This window comes from Variovorax sp. J22G73, assembly GCF_030317035.1.
GTDB lineage: Bacteria > Pseudomonadota > Gammaproteobacteria > Burkholderiales > Burkholderiaceae_C > Variovorax.
In genome coordinates, this window is record NZ_JASZYK010000022.1 from 43,559 (window position 1) to 60,174 (window position 16,616).

Below are 16,616 nucleotides of genomic sequence, written 5' to 3' on the forward strand. Positions count from 1 at the left end.
GCTAGTTATCGAGGGGGAGGTCGCCGGCAAGCGCGGCATGCCCTTCGGGCGTAATGCGAAGGACGATAGCGCAAGTTGTGTCGGGGTCCCCTTCGACCGCCTCAACCAGCTCTGCCTCGACCAGCCCGGCCGCCCGGAGCACGGCCACGTTGTTTACGTCAGCGAACCGTTCCACGGTCAGCGGGAATTCCGCTCTCTCGATCCTGCGAAGAAAGTCCATTGGCATTGGTCAGGTTTCCTTTTTTTCATCCGAGCCGAATTGGGGATCGCTTACCGCATCGCAAGGCGTGAACTTAGCCGTTCTAAATCCGAGTTTGTCCAGCCAGCCGGCACCCAGCTGCCCGTGAAAGGTCCCAGCCCTTCGGGGACCGACCGGAAAGTTCCCCGCCTTTGACACGGCGGATGCGTAGCGAGTTTCTCGCCAAGCCGGGCGGGCGCGTGTGTAGCATCATTGTGCGGTTTCGCACCGCTACGCGTAGAGAAAGCGATTCTCGCCTCTTTCCGGCCGCTTCGAAAAGTGGCATGTTGTCTTTCCCTGGACAAGGAGCAAGCATGGCCGCCCCTCGCTCGATCGCCTCACTTTCTCTCGGCTTCGGCCTGGTCTCGATCCCGGTGCGCCTTTACACCGCAACGGAGAGCTCATCCGCGGTCCACTTCAACATGCTTTCCAAGGAAGGTTCAAGGGTCAAGCAGCAGTATGTCGCTGCGAACAATCCAAAGCAAATTGTGCCGCGGGCGGAGAAGGTCAAGGGCTACGAATTCGAAGAAGACCGTTTCGTCATCTTCAAGCCCGAGGAGCTGAAGGCACTGGAGGAAGGGGCAAGTCACCTGATCGACATTGTGGCGTTCATTCCTGCCGATGCGGTTGATCCGATCTACTACGACAAGCCCTACTTCCTGGCGCCGGACAAGCGCGGCGGCAAGCCATACAACCTGCTGAAGGAGGCGATGCTGGAAAGCGGCCGCTGCGCGCTCGCGAAATGGGCATGGAAGTCCAAACAGTACGTGGTACAGGTGCGGGCCGAGGACGACGGCCTGGTGCTACAGCAGCTGCTGTACGCCGAGGAGGTGCGCTCGTTGAAAGACCTCAACATCGAGAAGCTCGAGCCGTCCGCCGCTGAACTGAAGTTGGCGCTGCAGCTGATCGACCAGATTTCCCAGGACGCCTACGACCCGACGATGTTCGAGGACGAGGAAAAGAAGCGCATCCTTGAGGCGATAGACGCGAAGATTGCCGGCGAGGAGATCATCGCTGCGGAGCACCCCGAAGATGGTGGCTCGGCCCAAGTCATCGACCTAACCCAGATGCTGATGGCCAGCTTGGATAAACAGTCGACGGCCCCTGCGAAAAAGCCTCGTGCTGCGCCGGCGGCCGCAAGCCAGGTGGTTACCCCAATTCGACGCCCCGCGGTCAAGGCGCAAAGGGCGCCCAAGCAGGCTGCTCCTGCAAAGGCGGCGCCAGCCCCGCGCGCGAAAATGAAGCGGTGACCGGTTCAAAGACTCCCTCGTCAGCGTCGATGCGCGCCGCGAACCAGTTTTTTGGCCTCTCGAGGCACGCGGTGCTCCGGCTCATCGAGTTGGGATTTGTGGCGCCTGAGAAGGAGGAAGGCAAAGGGTGGCGCTTTTCCTTCCAGGACCAGGTCCTTCTGCGCTCTGCCAACGAGTTGCGAGCAGCGCGCATGCCCACGCGGCAGATCTTGCGTTCCTTGCGACTTCTCAAGGCATCGATGCCGGCTGAATTTCCTCTTGCAGGCCTGCGCATCACGGCTGAAGGCGATCGGGTCACGGTACGCTCTGCAGAGGCCCATTGGGAGCCCGAAACTGGCCAACTGATCCTTGACCTGCAGCTTGCGGCGGGAGGCGGCTCAATCAGTCGCATGCCGCCAATGCCGCCACCCACGCCAAGCGGCGTGGACCTGGCTGACTTGTTTGCTCAGGCAGAGCAGCTGGAAGAGAGCGCAGCGCATATTGCCGAGGCCATGTATCGACAGATCCTGGTCGAGGACCCCGCCTTTGCGCACGCCTACCTGAATCTCGGTTTCATGCTCTGCGAAGCTGGGCGCTGCCATTCTGCGGCGGAACTGTATGAGGATGGCGTGCGCTTCTGCCCTGACGACCCGTTGATGCATTTCAACCGCGCTGTCGCTCGTGAAGGCACCGGCGACCTGAAAGGCGCGCTCGAAAGCTACGAGGAGGCTATTCGCTTGCAACCGGATCTCGTGGACGCGCATCGGAACGCCGCCCTGCTCTACGCGGACGTCGGGCAAAAGCAGATGGCCATCCGACATTTCAACGCGTTCCGGCGTCTTAAACCGGGCCAATCCGCGTAGCCCGGTCCGAAGCGCCGCCGTTAGGCATTGTCTGTTTTCTCGCAAGCACGCCTATTCACCTACGCCCCCTGCGACGCATTCCCGACAACACAGCGGGTCGCGAACTAGCACTCTTTTTGGTGCGCAATTTCGCGGGCCATTCCAAGGAGACCGTCATGGACGATGCCAACAATTCTTCCTCCAAAGTAACCAGTGACAGCAACGACAAAATCATAAGTGGTACCTCGGATGCAAAACACGTAGTAACCGACGCGGTGGCCTCTGGACGGGCCTTTGCGGAAGATGCGGTGAAGGTGGCAAACAAGAACATCGACGCCTTGAAGTCTCAGTTGGTGCGTGGACGCCAATGCTTGACAGAGGCCATCAACGACGAGCCGGTGAAGGCCGTATTGATCACCGCCGTCGTCAGCTCGATGTTGACGGCCCTTTTGCTATCGGCGCGGCGTATCGACGGCCGCTAGCTTTAGGCGCTCAAAGCCATGATTCACCCCATTTTTATGACGGTGCTGCGTCGGCCTGACCTGTTCGCCACGCACCTAACCAACTATGCAGAGCTCGTCAAAATCGAACTATCCGCTGCCGGGTCCGCTTTTGCAGTACGGGCTGCGGCGGGCGTAATCGCGTTCGTAGCTCTGCTGCTGGCCTTTGGCCTGACTGGTGTGGCAATCATGTTCGGCGTTATGCAGGGCGCTTTCCATTGGGTGCTTGCCGTGGTGCCAGGCATAGCGTGGCTACTCGCGGCGATATGCGCGGCATTGGCGATGCGCTCCACTGTGAAAGAGAAAGTGGCAGACGTGAAAGAAGAACTCGAGGCCGATTACAGAGTGCTTCGAATGGTCAAGGAGGCAAGGGATGACTGACTCCACAACTCCGCTCAGCGCCAAGGCGAAGATCGCTTTGTCGAGGTCACAAATCCTCGCAGCCATGGGCTATGAAGAGGTGCAGGGAGCTCCCGCAGCTGCGCTTAAAGTGATTGCGCTCCCAAAGTCGCGAAGAACGTCCGCGCTGTCCAATTTAGGCGACAAGATCGGTCAGAGCGTTGTCGGAAGCTGGTACCGCCGAAGCGCAATCAGCACTGCGTTACAGCTGGCTGAACCAGTCCTGAAAGCCTATGCTCGAAAACACCCAGCGAAACTTGTTGCCTATGCCGCTGGCACAGGAGCTTTGCTGTGGGTTGCCAAACCCTGGAGGCTGCTCTCAATCACTACGGTGCTTGGCCTCATTTTGAACAGTTCACGTATGTCCGACGTGGAGGGCCGACCGCGAAGCTGACGGAGGGGGCAGGGATCATTCTGGTGCTCCATGGCCGAGCGGGTGCATGAGGCCGACCAGGTTGCTCGGCAACCATGCCGAAGCACTTATATAGCGGCACCGAAATGCACAGCACTTTCCTACGAGGTAGTTCGCCTACCACCCACGTGGATGCATTGGGCCCGGCTGAATGGTGCATCACCGGCCGACGTAGACCGGCTTCGCGGAGGCGCCACGCATCCGCCCCTTGACATTCAGGAGACTTACCATGAACAAGACTTCCACCTTCATCGCCGTGCTGACTCTCGCCGCATCCGGCGCGGCTTTTGCGCAGGGTACGCCGCCGAACACCTCGTCGCCGAACCCTGCCACAGCCGCCGGCACACAGAACCCGGCCGGCGGCCCCATGGGCACCACGGGCACGATCCCTGAGAACAACGCCGGCTCGAGCATGAGCGCCGGTACCCCAGGCTCCGGAAGCTCGGGGGGCAGTTCAGGCAGCGCGAACACGGGCCGTACCAACGATACGAACGCCATGGCGTCCACCCGATCGATGCGCCCGGCACGCGCCGATCGCAATTGACCGGTAAGCCGTGAGCCGAGGCCGGTCCATACACGTCCGGGCGATAGGGGTCGCTGCGCTGGCGACTTTGCTGTTCACTCCCTTGGTCGGCGTCGCGGCGCAGGGGGACGCGGAGCGTCTGGCCCGGGCAGCGGTGGCTGCGAACGACAACAAGTCCGGGCCGTTCGCTGTGGTCGATAAACAGCTGGCGCGTGTGTTCGTCTTCAAAGGCGACGGCACGCTGCTGGGGTCGTCGCCTGTGTTGCTGGGCTTGGCACGGGGCGATGCTTCGGTTCCGGGCATCGGTGAGCGGAAGATGTCCGAGATCCGCCCTGACGAGCGCACCACGCCGGCAGGACGTTTTGCCAGCGAACCCGGAAGAAACTTGTCGGGCGAGGACATTGTCTGGGTTGACTACGACGCGGCTGTGTCGATGCACCGCGTGCGTCCCAACGTAAAGGCGGAGCGACGCCTGGAACGCCTTGCTACGCCCACGCCTGATGACAATCGCATCACCTTTGGCTGCATCAACGTGCCGACAGCTTTTTACGACTCGTTTGTGAAGCCAGCATTGGGTGGTCGGCCGGGTGTAGTCTATGTGTTGCCCGAGAAAACGAAGCCGGAGAGGTCGCTTTTCGATTTCCTTTGAGAGCCTGTCCTGAATTTTGTGTGCGAGGCATAGCAATGACGACCAGAAGCATCTATGCCGATCGGCAAGACGAAGATGAAGAATGCGGCGATCGCGGGCAAGTCCGCTGTGCTGGCGAAGATTCCCAAGGAACTGCTTGACCTTCGTGAGCGGGCCGATGACCGGGCCGCACTCCGTCACACTTGGGCTACCCGAGCGGCACGGCCAAGCCCGATGCCGATAGCAACCAGCGCAACGGCAGCAGCGGCAAGACCGTGCTGACCGAAGAGGGCCGCTGCGCATAGGGGTGCCGCGGGGGTCGGGATGCGAGCTTCGAGCCGCTACTTATCCCCAAGCACGAGTGGCGCTTCACCTGATTCGATCACAAGATCATCGCCAGGTGTATGCCCGCGGCATGACTATGCGCGAGGTGCAGTGTTTCCTTGCCGAGCAGTACGACGTGGAGGTGTCGCTGGCGTTATCAGCAGCGTCACCGACGCCGTGATGGCCGAGGTCGACGCATGGCAGGCCCGCCCGCTGGAGCCTATGTACCCGGTAGTCTTCTTCGACGCGCTGCGATTCAAGATCCGCGAGGACGCGGCGGTGCGAAACGAGGCGATCTACCTGGCGCTGGGCGTGCTCCCGACGGCACGCGCGACATCCTGGGGGGCTGTGGATCGAGGGCACCGAAGGGGCCAAGGATGAAGGTATTCCCGATCTAAAGACGCGCGGCGTGACCGACATCCAAATCGCGGTCACCGAGGGTTGGAAGGGCATGCCCGAGGCGCAGGGCTACGCGAGCTGTAAGGACCGCAAGCTGCTGGCCGCGGCGATCAAGCCGATCTACACGGCTTTGAGCGCCGAGGCCGCTCAGGCCGAACGGGACGCTTTCGAGCAAGGCGCCTGGGGCCGCTAGTACCGTTGTGGCCGCGTGGCGCCGGGCCTGGGATCGGGTGATCCCGTTCTTCTCGTTCCCCCCGGCGGTGCGCCAGGTGATCTACACGACCAATGCGATCGGGAGCATCAACGCGCGGCTGCGCAAGATCATCAAGTCGCGTAGGCACTTCCCGAGCGACGACGCGGCCACCAAGCTGATCTGGCGGGCGCTGCGCAACGTCACGGCCGACTGAGGCCGCGCAGCGCACAACTGGAAGGAAGCGATGAATCAGTTCGCGGTACTCTACGAGGACCGATTCAGGCAGGCGGCCCGCTCGATGGCCGCGACGCTTTTCCACGCCAAAGCCGGAGCGTCGAACAACCAGCAGGTACTCGCCACGCTACTCGTCCTTGGCCTGCAGGTTGACCGTGGTGTCGGCAAGTTTTGAAGAAAACTCGTCACCCTGGTAGATCTCTTTGACGGCCGCGTCCAGCTTTTTCTGGTCCTCCTTGTTACCCAGAGCTTTGGCGTATGCACTCGCCGTACCAAAGCCGGCAATCCCGTAATGAGTCATGCGCTGATACTGCGCAATGATCACCGCATCAAGGACGGGCCCCCTCTTCGGAGCTTCTTCGGTTGTGTGCTTCGTGGCTTCTGCCACAAGGCCCTCCATGCCTTTGCAGTGCTCTTTGGACACCTTTTCGCCAGTCGAAGCGATGAGTTCCTTGAGTGTCGCGGTGTGCTCCGCAATACCCTCCTGACTTTTTGTCAGCAACTCCTTCAAAGCTGAATCAGAGGCTTTTCCGACAAGCTTCTTGACGCAGCGCTGCATTTGGTCGTTCGCCGACCATAAGTCTTTCAGTTCATCGATGTACAGGTCTTCGAGGTTTTCGGGCGTGGACATGGTGGTCTCCAGTTGAGGGGGCCTCTAGAGTGACGGCTACGGATCCTCGCAGCGCGGTCCTTGAGGCCGAGCAGCTGTAGGCGATGGCACCCGGTGCGCTCGACCTGTTTGTTCTGTCGCCTTTTTATCAACGACGAGGGAGCTGCAACCCAAACTGCGCTTACCTCCTACAGATTTCAAAGCTCTCCACGCCCCGGCCAAATACCCAAACATCAAGAAGATCAGCGTGGCCTCTCAAGTTACAGAAAGCTTTTCAAGGAGACTTATGACTTCAAAAAAATTACGGCTCGTTGTTCTTTCCGCTTCTCTGGCGCTGGCCTCTGGCGCTTTTGCCCAAGCGACCCCACCCGCCGGCGCGGCATCGGCGCCGGCGGGTGTGGGCACGTCTCCGCAAACGGCGGCCGAGGCGACCCGAAAGGCGGTGCCACGCTCCGATACGGGCACGGTGGTGCGCACGTCTCCATCCGTGGTCGACAAGGCTCGCCAAGCTGCCCCGACCGCATCGCCCGTTGAAAGCAGTTCCTCCGCAGGTACATCGAACGATGACCCAGTGCGTCGTGCTAATCGCCCCGCGCGAGCCGATCGCAACTGATCCCCTTCCCTAAATTGCCATTCACTGGAGCAAACATGAACACACCTATCATTCCTGCGAACACCACCACCGCTACCGACGGCTCGGGTCGTCTGGTTACCGGCCTTTTTCCTGATCGAGCAAGTGCAGAGGCGGCATATGGCGCAGCGCACGATCGTGGCTACTCAAAAGACGATCTGAACCTGGTCATGTCCGACGAAACGCGCGAGCGCCACTTTGCCGGCACCACCGCTGGCAAAGAAACCGAGCTCGGCAACAAGGCAGCTGAGGGCGCAGGTATCGGTGGCGCCATTGGCGGCACCGTGGGCGCTATCGTCGCTGCAATCGCTGCGGTGGGCACGAGCCTGGCGCTCCCGGGTCTAGGTATTGTCATTGCGGGCCCGCTGGCGGCCGCCCTGGCCGGAGCTGGTGCGGGCGCCGCAGGCGGCGGACTGATCGGCGCGCTGGTGGGATGGAACATGCCCGAAGAGCGCGTCAAGGAGTACGAAGAGGGCATCAAAAAGGGCGGCATCCTGATGGGTGTTCGTGCAAAGAATGACGACGACGCGGCTCATATCGAAACCAACTGGAAGACCAGTGGAGAAAGCGTCTATCGCTGAGTTCCAGCTTCTTTACGAACTGATTTGCGCGGGGGGAATTTGGCGTAGCCAAATCGCGTGCTTTACCCGGCCTCGCGCCGGGCGTTTTTTGACACTGGGCGCTGCACTCTCCGACTTCAAGACGCCGAATTCGGCCTGGCGCTCACGCATTCACACGACCGCGTGCCTACGCACCTCAACCCCAAGGTATCGTAGTCGCCGAAGATTTCCCCGCCAATCCTCGGCGTTGGAAGTCGACCCGGTCTCGATGTGTCGCGGTTCAACGCATTGCCGTTTTAACCGCATCCTTTTTGGGCGCAGACGGCACATGGCGATGACGGCCGAAGACAGCAAAGCATCTGCGCCGACGCGGCACTTCTAAGTCGTAGCCGGCGGTCAAGGGCCCCAGGTCAGGTCCTTGATGCTCAGGAGGTCCCGCGGAAGCACCGGAATTGCTCGGGCGTGCGTTGCTTTAACGTCAATAGATGGGAAGGAAAACCAGTTTTTCAGGTTTCGGCCTACATGTTTGAACGCTCAGAGCACCGAGAAACTCGTTATGCCTACACCTGAAGCCAAAATCGAGCGAATTCAGCGACTTTCAGCGGAGGAGCGCCTTTGGCAGCCTTCACCGGAAGACTGGTTGAGGGATCAAGATAAGCTCAATCAAGCAGCCCGAGCAGCCCAAGCAGCCCAAGCAGCCGCCCAGCCTCCTTGGCCTAATACCGGGTGTGAGTTCGGATCGGATGAGTCGGCTTAAGTTTTCGATGTAAATCCGCGAATATGGCGCGGAACTTACCCGACGCTGTTTTTCACATTTGAGTTAGTTCGCGGGAATTGCGAGCGTCTGACGGGAGGTGGCTCGACTAGATGGTGTAGCTGTGCCTGGCCGTCTTGCGTCTGACAGCAGGCCGGCGCGGCGATCTCTCCCGCGACGTGACGAAGGGCGAGCACCCCACCCCGACGCACCCAAGGCCGATACCTTCGTGCTGTTCGAGCTCATCGCCGAGCGATATGAGAGGAAGAGCGTCGCCATTACGGCCAACGCACCGTTTCAACATGGGACGAGATCTTCCCCGACAAGGCCATGACGATCGCCGCGGTCGATCGCCTTGTGCATCACGCCACGATCACGGAGATGAACGTGGACATCTACCGCCGCCGCGCTCCGTTGCCGGCTCGTCGGCAACACAGCGCAACGACAACTACTCAATGATCTTGCTCGACCGCACCGCTCAAGATAATTAACGGTGGCCGCTCAAAGTAGTTGACGCCCGGGCAAAGGGCTGATGCCCGGTGTCGCCCGCGATGCTGGTGGCCGTCGCGTAACACGCCATGCACCTTGGCTGGCTGGATCTGATGGATCGGCTGTGCCGCACCGGCATGTCCATTGCTGAAATGCAAGTATCCACGCTCGTGCGCAAAGCCTGGAGCAGCCCGAGCCAGCGTAAGGGGAGTTGTTGCAGGCTCACCGCGTACATGCTCACGCGACTATTGCGCATTGGGTGCAGGCCTTGGACCTCATCGACCGCAAGATAGTGCGACCATTGGATGGCCACGGGCGAGGCTCCTGCGGATTTGCCGCGCCAAAGGCTACCCTAAGCGCTGCCGGCTGCGCCGCGTGCATTCAGCTTCGCAAACCTAGTAGCAGCTTAGCGGGCGTGTCGCTAGGTTCACTGGCGTTCCGCTCCCATCCTTGACGTTGACTCGACCTGATGCGCGGCATACTGCCCGTCATGACGTCCTTGATGTTTCCCCGTGTCTACCTCGCCGGCCCCGATGTGTTCCGACCGGACGCCGTTAACCACTTCCAGACATTGGCTGACGCCTGTGAAGAGTTCGGAATGGAGGCGCTGGCTCCGTTCGACGCGGCGCTAGCTTCCGCCACACCCCGTCAGATCTTCGAGGAGAACATGCGCATGCTGCGACGGGCAGACGGAATGATCGCGAATCTGGCGCCTTTCAGAGGCGCCGAGCCAGATGCGGGCACTGTCTTCGAAGTGGGAGCAGCCCATGCTCTGGGCATTCCCGTCGTGGCGTACGGTATGGGCGCGGGGAGCTACTCTGATCGGGTGCGAGCGCTTTATGGAGCGATTCTTGATGAAAAGGGCATCCTGCGCGACAGCGCCGGCCACCTCATCGAGGACTGGGGATTCCCTATGAACCTCATGCTCGCATGTGCGGTACCCATCGAAGACGGGCCCGCCGGGGCCCTCCGGAAGCTGCGTAAATTGCTGCAAACAGAGAACTAGTGCGCACAAAAAAGATGGCTGGCGCTGCGATTCCTTCCGGCGCCACGGCCCCCACGGCCGGACGAAAGTGACAAAACCTCGGCTTTGTCAACCTCCGGCGGAAAACCGCCTTCTCCGTCCTGCGCAAGAGGCCGTTGACATTATTCACCCTCGGTTTCATCGTCAACGGCGCGATTGGACTTGCTTTGCGCCACGCACTGCATAAACGTAGGCTTGATCAAATCGCTGTTTCTCCAGCCCGCCGGCACCCATGTGCCGCAAAAAAACGTCTCAGCCCGTCCACCTGGTCCCAGCCGGAAAAGGGCCCCGTCACTCAGCCGCATGTGAGTAGCTCCGTGCTCATCGTGCTGGCCGCGGAAAGGGCTTTGTAACGTCATCCGGCCATTTTGCACGCTATGGGACGCAACCAAGTTGCCAGCGAATCTGGCTCTTTCCAAGACTCGGTTCGGATCCTGCGCCGAAGCTTTGAAGTTAGTTCGAGAGCATGAGTGCGGCCAATGTCGATGGCTCGTAGTCCTGGTCCTACAAAGCAAAGAGTAATTCGGAATGTTTCAAGATGCTGCTGGAGACTAATCTCTTACCATGCTTGAAATTCGCTTAGCTTGGCGACCCAATGTAATCCATCGGACGTTCGCTTCTATTGGGGAGGCAGATAGATGGATCGCGGCAACGTCGCGTAACAGGCGCGAACTCGAAAGGGTCCTCAAAGCCGCGATTGAATACTATGGGCCCGGCTCCCACTGGATTGAACAGCGTGAAGGGACAAGCAATGGCTGAGATTCGCCTTTGTACAAAGTATTTACTGCGCGGAGGCCGCGTACATGTGATTTCGACCGGTTGGCTGATGGACACGCCCGCCGCTCGTTCCCAAGTCCAAGAGATGATTTCCAATACAAGCCGTTTCAGTGTTGTTGCTGAGTGCTGGATAGAGGAGAAGGCGAGTGGGAATTTTGTAGGATCTTCGGCGCGACATTTCGAATCCAGTAGCCCGTGCTGAGTCGGCTGATTTACAGGAGCGTGTCCAAGAATCCTTCGGGAGAGGATGTCGCAAACATTCTGTCCGCCTCCCGTCGCAATAATCGTGAAATTGGAATCACGGGCGCGCTGTGCCACCTTCGCGGCACGTATATGCAATATCTTGAGGGTGAAGAGGCTGCTATAGAGTGTGTGATGGCGGCCATTCTGCAAGACCAACGGCATTGCAACCTGTCCATTCTTGAATTCAGGTTTATCGCAGCAAGAGCATTTCCCCAGTGGTCAATGGCGATGCTCGAATGGAGCAGAGATATCGAAGTCACACTGGGCCCATTGGCAGACATGGGCCTGCATGGGATCACGTGTACTTCGGCGGCGCCGGTGTTTCGAGCGCTTACGGCGTTGAAAGCGTGGCGAGCCCTTTAAGGCGCCGCCGCCTGGCAGCACTGCCGCGTGGCTCTTTTATCCCAATCGCCATCAAATGAGTCCCTCGTCCTAGAAAGCCGTCGAAGCCGTTTGCTGGCTTTACAGACAAGACTTGTGCGATGTTCCTACGGTCGGCCGATGCTAGAAACCCAGCGGCGGCGGCGGTATACCAACTTAACGCCTGACCGCGGGCCCTCGCAGGCAGGTGTAGGAGCGCGCGAGTTCTCAGGACATCACGATTAGCCCCGCATAGACTGGATACTTTGCTCCGGCTCCGCCCGCGGGTCCCCAAATGGTCTGCTCTTCGACAGCCGGCTTGACCAAAAAGCATGCGCGGTTTCCGGCCCCTACCAACAACGAGCCAGCGCATCGGACTGTTAGGGGGGGAATTTCTCTCAATCGGAGATCTTCCCATCGGGCGGTCACTGCGCATTGAGGCATGGCGCGCCCCTCCCAGGTAGGCTGGACTTCGCAAGGCGAGGTTACGAGAACCGAGGGAGGCGCGACAGCCTCAAGCCTCTGTCCGACAGTGATCGTCACAAGTTCCATGCATGTTGATGTAGTCCGTGGCCGGTCGTCGATCGCCACCCATTTGCCCCTCCCCTCCTCGCGGAAGGAATGTTCCCATGGACCCCAAAGTTTCTGATCCGCCGAATGCTCCTCCCGCCATTGCTTCAAAACCGGCTTCGCTGGCGCTGTCAATCCGACTCAACGGCAAGTTGCACGAGCTGGACGTTGAACCATGGGTGACGTTGCTCGATCTGCTACGCGATCGTCTCGGCCTCACAGGGACCAAGAAGGGGTGCGACCACGGTCAATGTGGCGCGTGCACCGTTTTGCGGGATGGGCAGCGGATTAATTCCTGCCTTACGCTCGCTGTGATGCACAACGGCAGGAACATCACAACCATCGAAGGACTCGCAAATGGGGAAGAGCTGCACCCGCTGCAAAAATCGTTTGTAGCTAATGACGCGCTCCAATGCGGGTACTGCACACCCGGCCAGATATGTTCGGCCGTAGGCCTGATTGCTGAAGACCAGGCCCGCACAATTGACGATGTGCGCGAACTGATGAGCGGCAATATCTGTCGCTGCGGCGCCTATCCGCAGATTCTTGCTGCCGTTTGCGAGGTGGCGTTCGGGCCAAAATCATGACACCCTTCACCTACATCGAAGCGGAGTCGGTCGACGCTGCCCTAAAGTCGCTCGCCGCCAGCGCTGGACAGGGGCAGGCTCGTTTGATCGCCGGAGGGACCAATCTCATCGACCTGATGAAGGAGAACGTAGAGCGGCCGATGCGTCTCATCGACATCAACGGTCTCGATCTACGGGGCATAGAAACTACTGCTGCCGGCGGACTGATGTTAGGCGCGCTTGCACGAAATGCAGCAACGGCATACGACGAGAGTGTTCGCCAAAACTACCCCTTGTTAAATGCGGCGCTCCTAGCGGGGGCCTCCCCACAGATCCGCAACATGGCCACCAACGGCGGCAATTTGCTGCAACGCACCCGTTGTGTGTACTTCTACGATATCAGCACACCGTGCAACAAGCGCCGCCCGGGGACGGGCTGTTCGGCCATCGGAGGCCTTACCCGCCAGCACGCAATCCTCGGTGCCAGCGATGCCTGCATTGCCACGCACCCGTCGGATATGTGTGTGGCCCTTGCGGCACTTGAAGCCACAGTGCATGTTCAATCGCAGCAGGGCCGAAGGACCATTGAATTAGCCGACTTTCACCGCTTGCCGGGTGACCAGCCGGAACGGGATAGTACGCTTGCCCCTGGCGAATTGATTACCCATATTGAGTTGCCGCCTGCGGCACAGTATCAGTCTCATTCCGCCTATTTGAAAATCCGAGACCGCGCATCCTACGCATTCGCGCTTGTGTCCGTGGCGGCCGCGCTGGATCTGGATGCGCATGGGATCGTGCGCAGCGCGCGCATCGCGCTGGGAGGCGTAGCGCATAAGCCGTGGCGTTCAGTGGAGGCTGAGCAAGTGCTCGCCGGCAAAGCAGCGAATACGCCGAATTTCGAGGCGGCCGCCGGGGTATTACTCCGCGGAGCCCGCAGCCATGGCGATAACGCTTTCAAGCTCGTCATGGCCCGTCGCGCAGTCGTCCGCGCGCTCGAAACAGCTGCCAAAGGCACCCGGGATCATGGCGACCATCCCAACGACAGTCCTGGACGACCGGATTTGAAGGAGCACCCATGACCGACCTCATCGAATCCTTGCACGCGCCGACGGCAGACGAGGGTACAGGTTCTGTAACTTTAGGCATGCCCGTCTCCCGGGTGGACGGCCGAGCGAAGGTGACCGGCGAAGCGCGCTATGCAGCGGAGCATCCTGCGGAAGGCCTTGACCGGGAGCTGGCGTACGGAGTGATCGTCAACAGCACCATTGCCAAGGGTCGTATTTTGAGCATGCATATAGAAGCCGCGCTCGCGGTGCCCGGGGTGATGGACATTCTTACCCATGAGAATCACCCGAAGACACGGTCGCTTGGCGTCTTCTACAAGGACATGACTTCGCCGGGGGGATCTCCCTTCAAGCCGCTGCATGATGCAAACATACGTTACAGCGGCCAACCCATTGCGCTCGTCGTGGCGCAGACGTTCGAGGCCGCCCGATACGCCGCCTCACTTGTCATCGTGGACTACGACATCGAGCCTCACGAGACGGACCTGATGGCGCACCTGGACCGAGCCCATAAGCCAAGCAGACTGAAGGCGGGCTATTCCCCGCCGCCCGGTGAAAAGGGCGATGCCGAAATGGCTTTTGCGAGGGCGCCCGTGTCGATCGACGCGGAGTACTACAGCGGCGTGGAACATCACAATCCGATGGAGATGTTCGCCTCGACCGTGCTGCGCGACGACGAAGGCCATTACTTGATATACGACAAGACGCAGAGCTCACAGAACAGCCGCTGGTATGTCTCGCGTATCTTTGGACTGTCGAAGCACAAAGTCACCGTGCGCAATCCCTACGTAGGTGGTGCTTTTGGCTCAGGTTTGCGCCCGCAATACCAGCTCATCCTCGCGATGATGGCCGCGATTCATCTGGAGCGTTCGGTGCGGGTGGTTATGACGCGTCAGCAGATGTTCACCTTCGGCCATCGACCCGAAACCTTTCAACGGGTTAAGCTCGCCGCAGAACGCGACGGGACCTTGCGCGCGATCGTGCACACCGCACTCGCCGAGACCTCCAGATTCGAAGACTACGTTGAGGTCGTCGTCAATTGGTCAGGCCAGCTGTACACATGCGACAACATCAAGCTCGGCTATGAAATTGTTTCGCTTGATCAGTTCAGCCCGATCGACATGCGAGCGCCCGGGGCTGCGCATGGTGTCCACGCGCTGGAGGTGGCTATGGACGAACTAGCGCATGCACTGCAGATGGACCCGCTCGCGTTACGCTTAAAAAATTATGCCGAGCGCAATCCGATGGACGACATGCCCTACTCCACCAAGGAGCTGGCCGCCTGCTATCACCAGGGCGCAGAACGATTCGGGTGGGCATCCAGGTCACTAGAACCGCGCAGCATGCGCGACGGTCATGAACTCGTTGGCTGGGGAATGGCAACGGGCACCTGGGATGCGATGCAGATGTTCGCCCGCGCAAGCGCGGTACTTTACGCCGATGGGCGCTTGCTAGTGAGCAGCGCTGCCACGGACATCGGCACCGGCACGTACACGGTGATGGGGATGATCGCGGCGGCGGCAATGGGGCTTCCATTGGAGCAGGTTACTTTCCAGCTGGGCGACTCTACTCTGCCTGTTGCGCCCATCGAAGGCGGCTCCTCTCATGTCACGACGGTGGGCTCTGCGGTCCAAGGAGCATGCGAAAAGCTGCAGCGCAGGCTTTTCCGAATGGCCCGCGCGTTGCCGCATTCCCCTGTGGCCGAGGCACCATTCGAGCAGATCGAATTCGTGGAGGGGCGGCTTCGCCTGAAGCAGTCACCCGAAAAAGGCATTGCGCTGTCAGTACTCATGTCAGCAAACGGTATAGACCGCGTGGAGGAAAAGTATCTCCTCCTGCCGAGCCTGTTCAAGCAACGCAAATATGTCCGCGCAACGCATTCGGCAGTGTTCTGCGAGGTCAAGGTGGACGAGGCATTGGGGACCGTGCGAGTCACGCGGGTAGTGAGCGCCATTGCTGCTGGCCGCATCTTGAGTGCCAAGACGGCGCACAGCCAGGTCACTGGCGCTGTGGTATGGGGCATCAGCCAAGCCCTGCATGAGGAAACCCATTCCGACCATCGGCTTGGGAGGTTCATGAACCACAACTTGGCCGAATATCACGTCGCGGTGAATGCTGACATTCACGACATCGATGTGATCTTCGTGCATGAAGACGATCGCGTGGTGAGCGAGCTTGGCGCGAAGGGAGTGGGTGAAATCGGCATCGTTGGTGTTGCTGCCGCTGTCAGCAATGCCATCTTTCACGCAACGGGGCGGCGAATTCGTAGTACGCCGATGACACCGGATAAAGTGATGGCACCGTAGATGCGCGCAAAGGGCTTTTTCGGGTCCAGCCTTCTTTGGCAATGGCAGCAATGCCACGCGCGGATCCGGCTGAAGAAGGGCGTTGTCAAGATCCGGTGAACTAAATTCCATCGGGCTTAACATTGAAATCCCTTGCAAGGACAGCAGGAGAGCGCGACTGCAACAGCGTTGCGGCACGCCTATTTAAACGCTTGATGCAAGCCATTTCGTAGTGAATCTCGGGCGCGGCGCGGGAGAGACCGCTGGCTGGACTGTGCAGGGCTTTGGCCTTGTTCGTCGTTGCACCGCCTCCGCACGTTGCCCCGCCTGTCCTGGGGATGTCACCGGTTTGACGGTGTCGCTTTTACGAGCCGCCTCGTTTGGTTTTTAACAGGCCGCGAACGTTGAGCGCTGCGAGACAGACCTGCAAGGCGATGAGTGCATAGGCCGACGTATGCACACCCCAGACAGTCCAGGCGGCATTGCTGAGAAGAAAGACCCAAAAACCAATGTTCCTTCGCCTCTCTTTGGTCGATGCGACAAGCCAACCCGCCAGCAGGGACAGTGCGAATGCCCCCCATTGAATTAAATCGAGAGCCTCGTTCATTTTTTTAAAGTATTTGCCGGCTCACATTGCAAGCGGGTTGATAGGACGGGAGGCTTTTAGAGCGGGACCGCAGACGAGCTTGAAACATATGATTGTTGAAACCTCGTTCCGACCGGGATGCGACGTGCGGGAAACTTCGCCAAGGGTTGGATGGT

The 16,616-nt window shown here is 59.8% G+C and carries 16 protein-coding genes and 2 pseudogenes; 15 read left to right on the forward strand and 3 right to left on the reverse strand.

The window, feature by feature from the left end; all coding sequences use genetic code 11:
- Position 1 precedes the first annotated feature (1 nt).
- A complete protein-coding gene (locus QTI51_RS37735; RefSeq protein ID WP_286518299.1) occupies positions 2–226 on the reverse strand; it encodes a hypothetical protein in 225 nt (74 codons plus the stop codon).
- A gap of 326 nt (positions 227–552) precedes the next feature.
- Between QTI51_RS37735 and ku the strand changes: the two genes are divergently transcribed.
- The 8 genes and pseudogenes from ku to QTI51_RS37775 all read left to right on the forward strand — a co-directional run.
- Complete coding sequence (ku, locus tag QTI51_RS37740) at positions 553–1,488, forward strand: non-homologous end joining protein Ku (RefSeq protein WP_286518297.1); 936 nt, start codon at positions 553–555, stop codon at positions 1,486–1,488.
- A gap of 29 nt (positions 1,489–1,517) precedes the next feature.
- Positions 1,518–2,330, forward strand: coding sequence for a tetratricopeptide repeat protein (locus QTI51_RS37745; protein ID WP_286518296.1), 813 nt, complete (start codon positions 1,518–1,520; stop codon positions 2,328–2,330).
- Positions 2,331–2,485: 155 nt separating this feature from the next.
- On the forward strand, positions 2,486–2,791 hold the full coding sequence (locus QTI51_RS37750; RefSeq protein ID WP_286518294.1) for a hypothetical protein: 306 nt from the start codon (positions 2,486–2,488) through the stop codon (positions 2,789–2,791).
- A gap of 18 nt (positions 2,792–2,809) precedes the next feature.
- The gene (locus tag QTI51_RS37755; protein ID WP_286518292.1) at positions 2,810–3,190 is read left to right on the forward strand and encodes a phage holin family protein; all 381 of its coding nucleotides are present in this window, start codon (positions 2,810–2,812) and stop codon (positions 3,188–3,190) included.
- Positions 3,183–3,602 carry a hypothetical protein gene (locus QTI51_RS37760; RefSeq protein WP_286518287.1) on the forward strand — a complete coding sequence of 140 codons (420 nt, stop codon included), beginning with the start codon at positions 3,183–3,185 and terminating at the stop codon, positions 3,600–3,602. Before QTI51_RS37755 ends, QTI51_RS37760 begins: the two co-directional genes overlap by 8 nt.
- Before the next feature lie 247 nt (positions 3,603–3,849).
- Positions 3,850–4,164, forward strand: coding sequence for a proteophosphoglycan ppg4 (locus QTI51_RS37765; RefSeq protein WP_286518285.1), 315 nt, complete (start codon positions 3,850–3,852; stop codon positions 4,162–4,164).
- Positions 4,165–4,231: 67 nt separating this feature from the next.
- Complete coding sequence (locus QTI51_RS37770) at positions 4,232–4,792, forward strand: L,D-transpeptidase (RefSeq protein ID WP_286547717.1); 561 nt, start codon at positions 4,232–4,234, stop codon at positions 4,790–4,792.
- A 179-nt stretch (positions 4,793–4,971) separates the two neighbouring features.
- Positions 4,972–6,096, forward strand: a pseudogene (locus QTI51_RS37775) (IS256 family transposase); the annotation flags it as partial.
- On the opposite strand, the gene QTI51_RS37780 reads toward QTI51_RS37775, so the two are convergent.
- Entirely contained in the window at positions 6,049–6,552 is a 504-nt protein-coding gene (locus tag QTI51_RS37780; protein ID WP_286518280.1) for a YciE/YciF ferroxidase family protein, read from the reverse strand. The pseudogene QTI51_RS37775 and the gene QTI51_RS37780 sit on opposite strands and share 48 nt — an antisense overlap.
- A 627-nt stretch (positions 6,553–7,179) precedes the next feature.
- Between QTI51_RS37780 and QTI51_RS37785 the strand changes: the two genes are divergently transcribed.
- From QTI51_RS37785 to QTI51_RS37815, 7 genes and pseudogenes are all read left to right on the forward strand, one after another.
- On the forward strand, positions 7,180–7,743 hold the full coding sequence (locus tag QTI51_RS37785; RefSeq protein ID WP_286518279.1) for a hypothetical protein: 564 nt from the start codon (positions 7,180–7,182) through the stop codon (positions 7,741–7,743).
- Between the two features lie 953 nt (positions 7,744–8,696).
- Positions 8,697–8,935 (forward strand): annotated as a pseudogene (locus tag QTI51_RS37790) (ATP-binding protein); the annotation flags it as partial.
- Between the two features lie 520 nt (positions 8,936–9,455).
- Positions 9,456–9,971, forward strand: a complete 516-nt coding sequence (locus tag QTI51_RS37795) for a nucleoside 2-deoxyribosyltransferase (protein ID WP_286518277.1) — start codon at positions 9,456–9,458, stop codon at positions 9,969–9,971.
- A gap of 990 nt (positions 9,972–10,961) precedes the next feature.
- Positions 10,962–11,372, forward strand: a complete 411-nt coding sequence (locus QTI51_RS37800) for a BLUF domain-containing protein (protein ID WP_286518275.1) — start codon at positions 10,962–10,964, stop codon at positions 11,370–11,372.
- Between the two features lie 626 nt (positions 11,373–11,998).
- Positions 11,999–12,526 (forward strand): (2Fe-2S)-binding protein, encoded by a 528-nt coding sequence (locus tag QTI51_RS37805; protein WP_286518274.1) that lies wholly within the window; start codon positions 11,999–12,001, stop codon positions 12,524–12,526.
- Positions 12,523–13,584: an FAD binding domain-containing protein gene (locus QTI51_RS37810; protein WP_286518273.1), complete on the forward strand. Its 1,062-nt coding sequence runs from the start codon at positions 12,523–12,525 to the stop codon at positions 13,582–13,584. Before QTI51_RS37805 ends, QTI51_RS37810 begins: the two co-directional genes overlap by 4 nt.
- Complete coding sequence (locus QTI51_RS37815) at positions 13,581–15,875, forward strand: xanthine dehydrogenase family protein molybdopterin-binding subunit (protein ID WP_286518271.1); 2,295 nt, start codon at positions 13,581–13,583, stop codon at positions 15,873–15,875. Before QTI51_RS37810 ends, QTI51_RS37815 begins: the two co-directional genes overlap by 4 nt.
- A 343-nt stretch (positions 15,876–16,218) precedes the next feature.
- On the opposite strand, the gene QTI51_RS37820 is transcribed toward QTI51_RS37815, so the two are convergent.
- Positions 16,219–16,461: a hypothetical protein gene (locus QTI51_RS37820; RefSeq protein WP_286518270.1), complete on the reverse strand. Its 243-nt coding sequence runs from the start codon at positions 16,459–16,461 to the stop codon at positions 16,219–16,221.
- Positions 16,462–16,616 lie beyond the last annotated feature (155 nt).

What these genes read in the sequence shown, in the direction of transcription:
- QTI51_RS37820 (WP_286518270.1), bottom strand. Translation starts at nt 16,461, where the DNA reads ATGAACGAGGCTCTCGATTTAATTCAATGGGGGGCATTCGCACTGTCC.
- ku (WP_286518297.1), top strand. Translation starts at nt 553, where the DNA reads ATGGCCGCCCCTCGCTCGATCGCCTCACTTTCTCTCGGCTTCGGCCTG.
- QTI51_RS37760 (WP_286518287.1), top strand. Translation starts at nt 3,183, where the DNA reads ATGACTGACTCCACAACTCCGCTCAGCGCCAAGGCGAAGATCGCTTTG.
- QTI51_RS37780 (WP_286518280.1), bottom strand. Translation starts at nt 6,552, where the DNA reads ATGTCCACGCCCGAAAACCTCGAAGACCTGTACATCGATGAACTGAAA.
- QTI51_RS37750 (WP_286518294.1), top strand. Translation starts at nt 2,486, where the DNA reads ATGGACGATGCCAACAATTCTTCCTCCAAAGTAACCAGTGACAGCAAC.
- QTI51_RS37815 (WP_286518271.1), top strand. Translation starts at nt 13,581, where the DNA reads ATGACCGACCTCATCGAATCCTTGCACGCGCCGACGGCAGACGAGGGT.
- QTI51_RS37755 (WP_286518292.1), top strand. Translation starts at nt 2,810, where the DNA reads ATGATTCACCCCATTTTTATGACGGTGCTGCGTCGGCCTGACCTGTTC.
- QTI51_RS37745 (WP_286518296.1), top strand. Translation starts at nt 1,518, where the DNA reads ATGCGCGCCGCGAACCAGTTTTTTGGCCTCTCGAGGCACGCGGTGCTC.
- QTI51_RS37810 (WP_286518273.1), top strand. Translation starts at nt 12,523, where the DNA reads ATGACACCCTTCACCTACATCGAAGCGGAGTCGGTCGACGCTGCCCTA.
- QTI51_RS37765 (WP_286518285.1), top strand. Translation starts at nt 3,850, where the DNA reads ATGAACAAGACTTCCACCTTCATCGCCGTGCTGACTCTCGCCGCATCC.
- QTI51_RS37805 (WP_286518274.1), top strand. Translation starts at nt 11,999, where the DNA reads ATGGACCCCAAAGTTTCTGATCCGCCGAATGCTCCTCCCGCCATTGCT.
- QTI51_RS37795 (WP_286518277.1), top strand. Translation starts at nt 9,456, where the DNA reads ATGACGTCCTTGATGTTTCCCCGTGTCTACCTCGCCGGCCCCGATGTG.
- QTI51_RS37785 (WP_286518279.1), top strand. Translation starts at nt 7,180, where the DNA reads ATGAACACACCTATCATTCCTGCGAACACCACCACCGCTACCGACGGC.
- QTI51_RS37735 (WP_286518299.1), bottom strand. Translation starts at nt 226, where the DNA reads ATGCCAATGGACTTTCTTCGCAGGATCGAGAGAGCGGAATTCCCGCTG.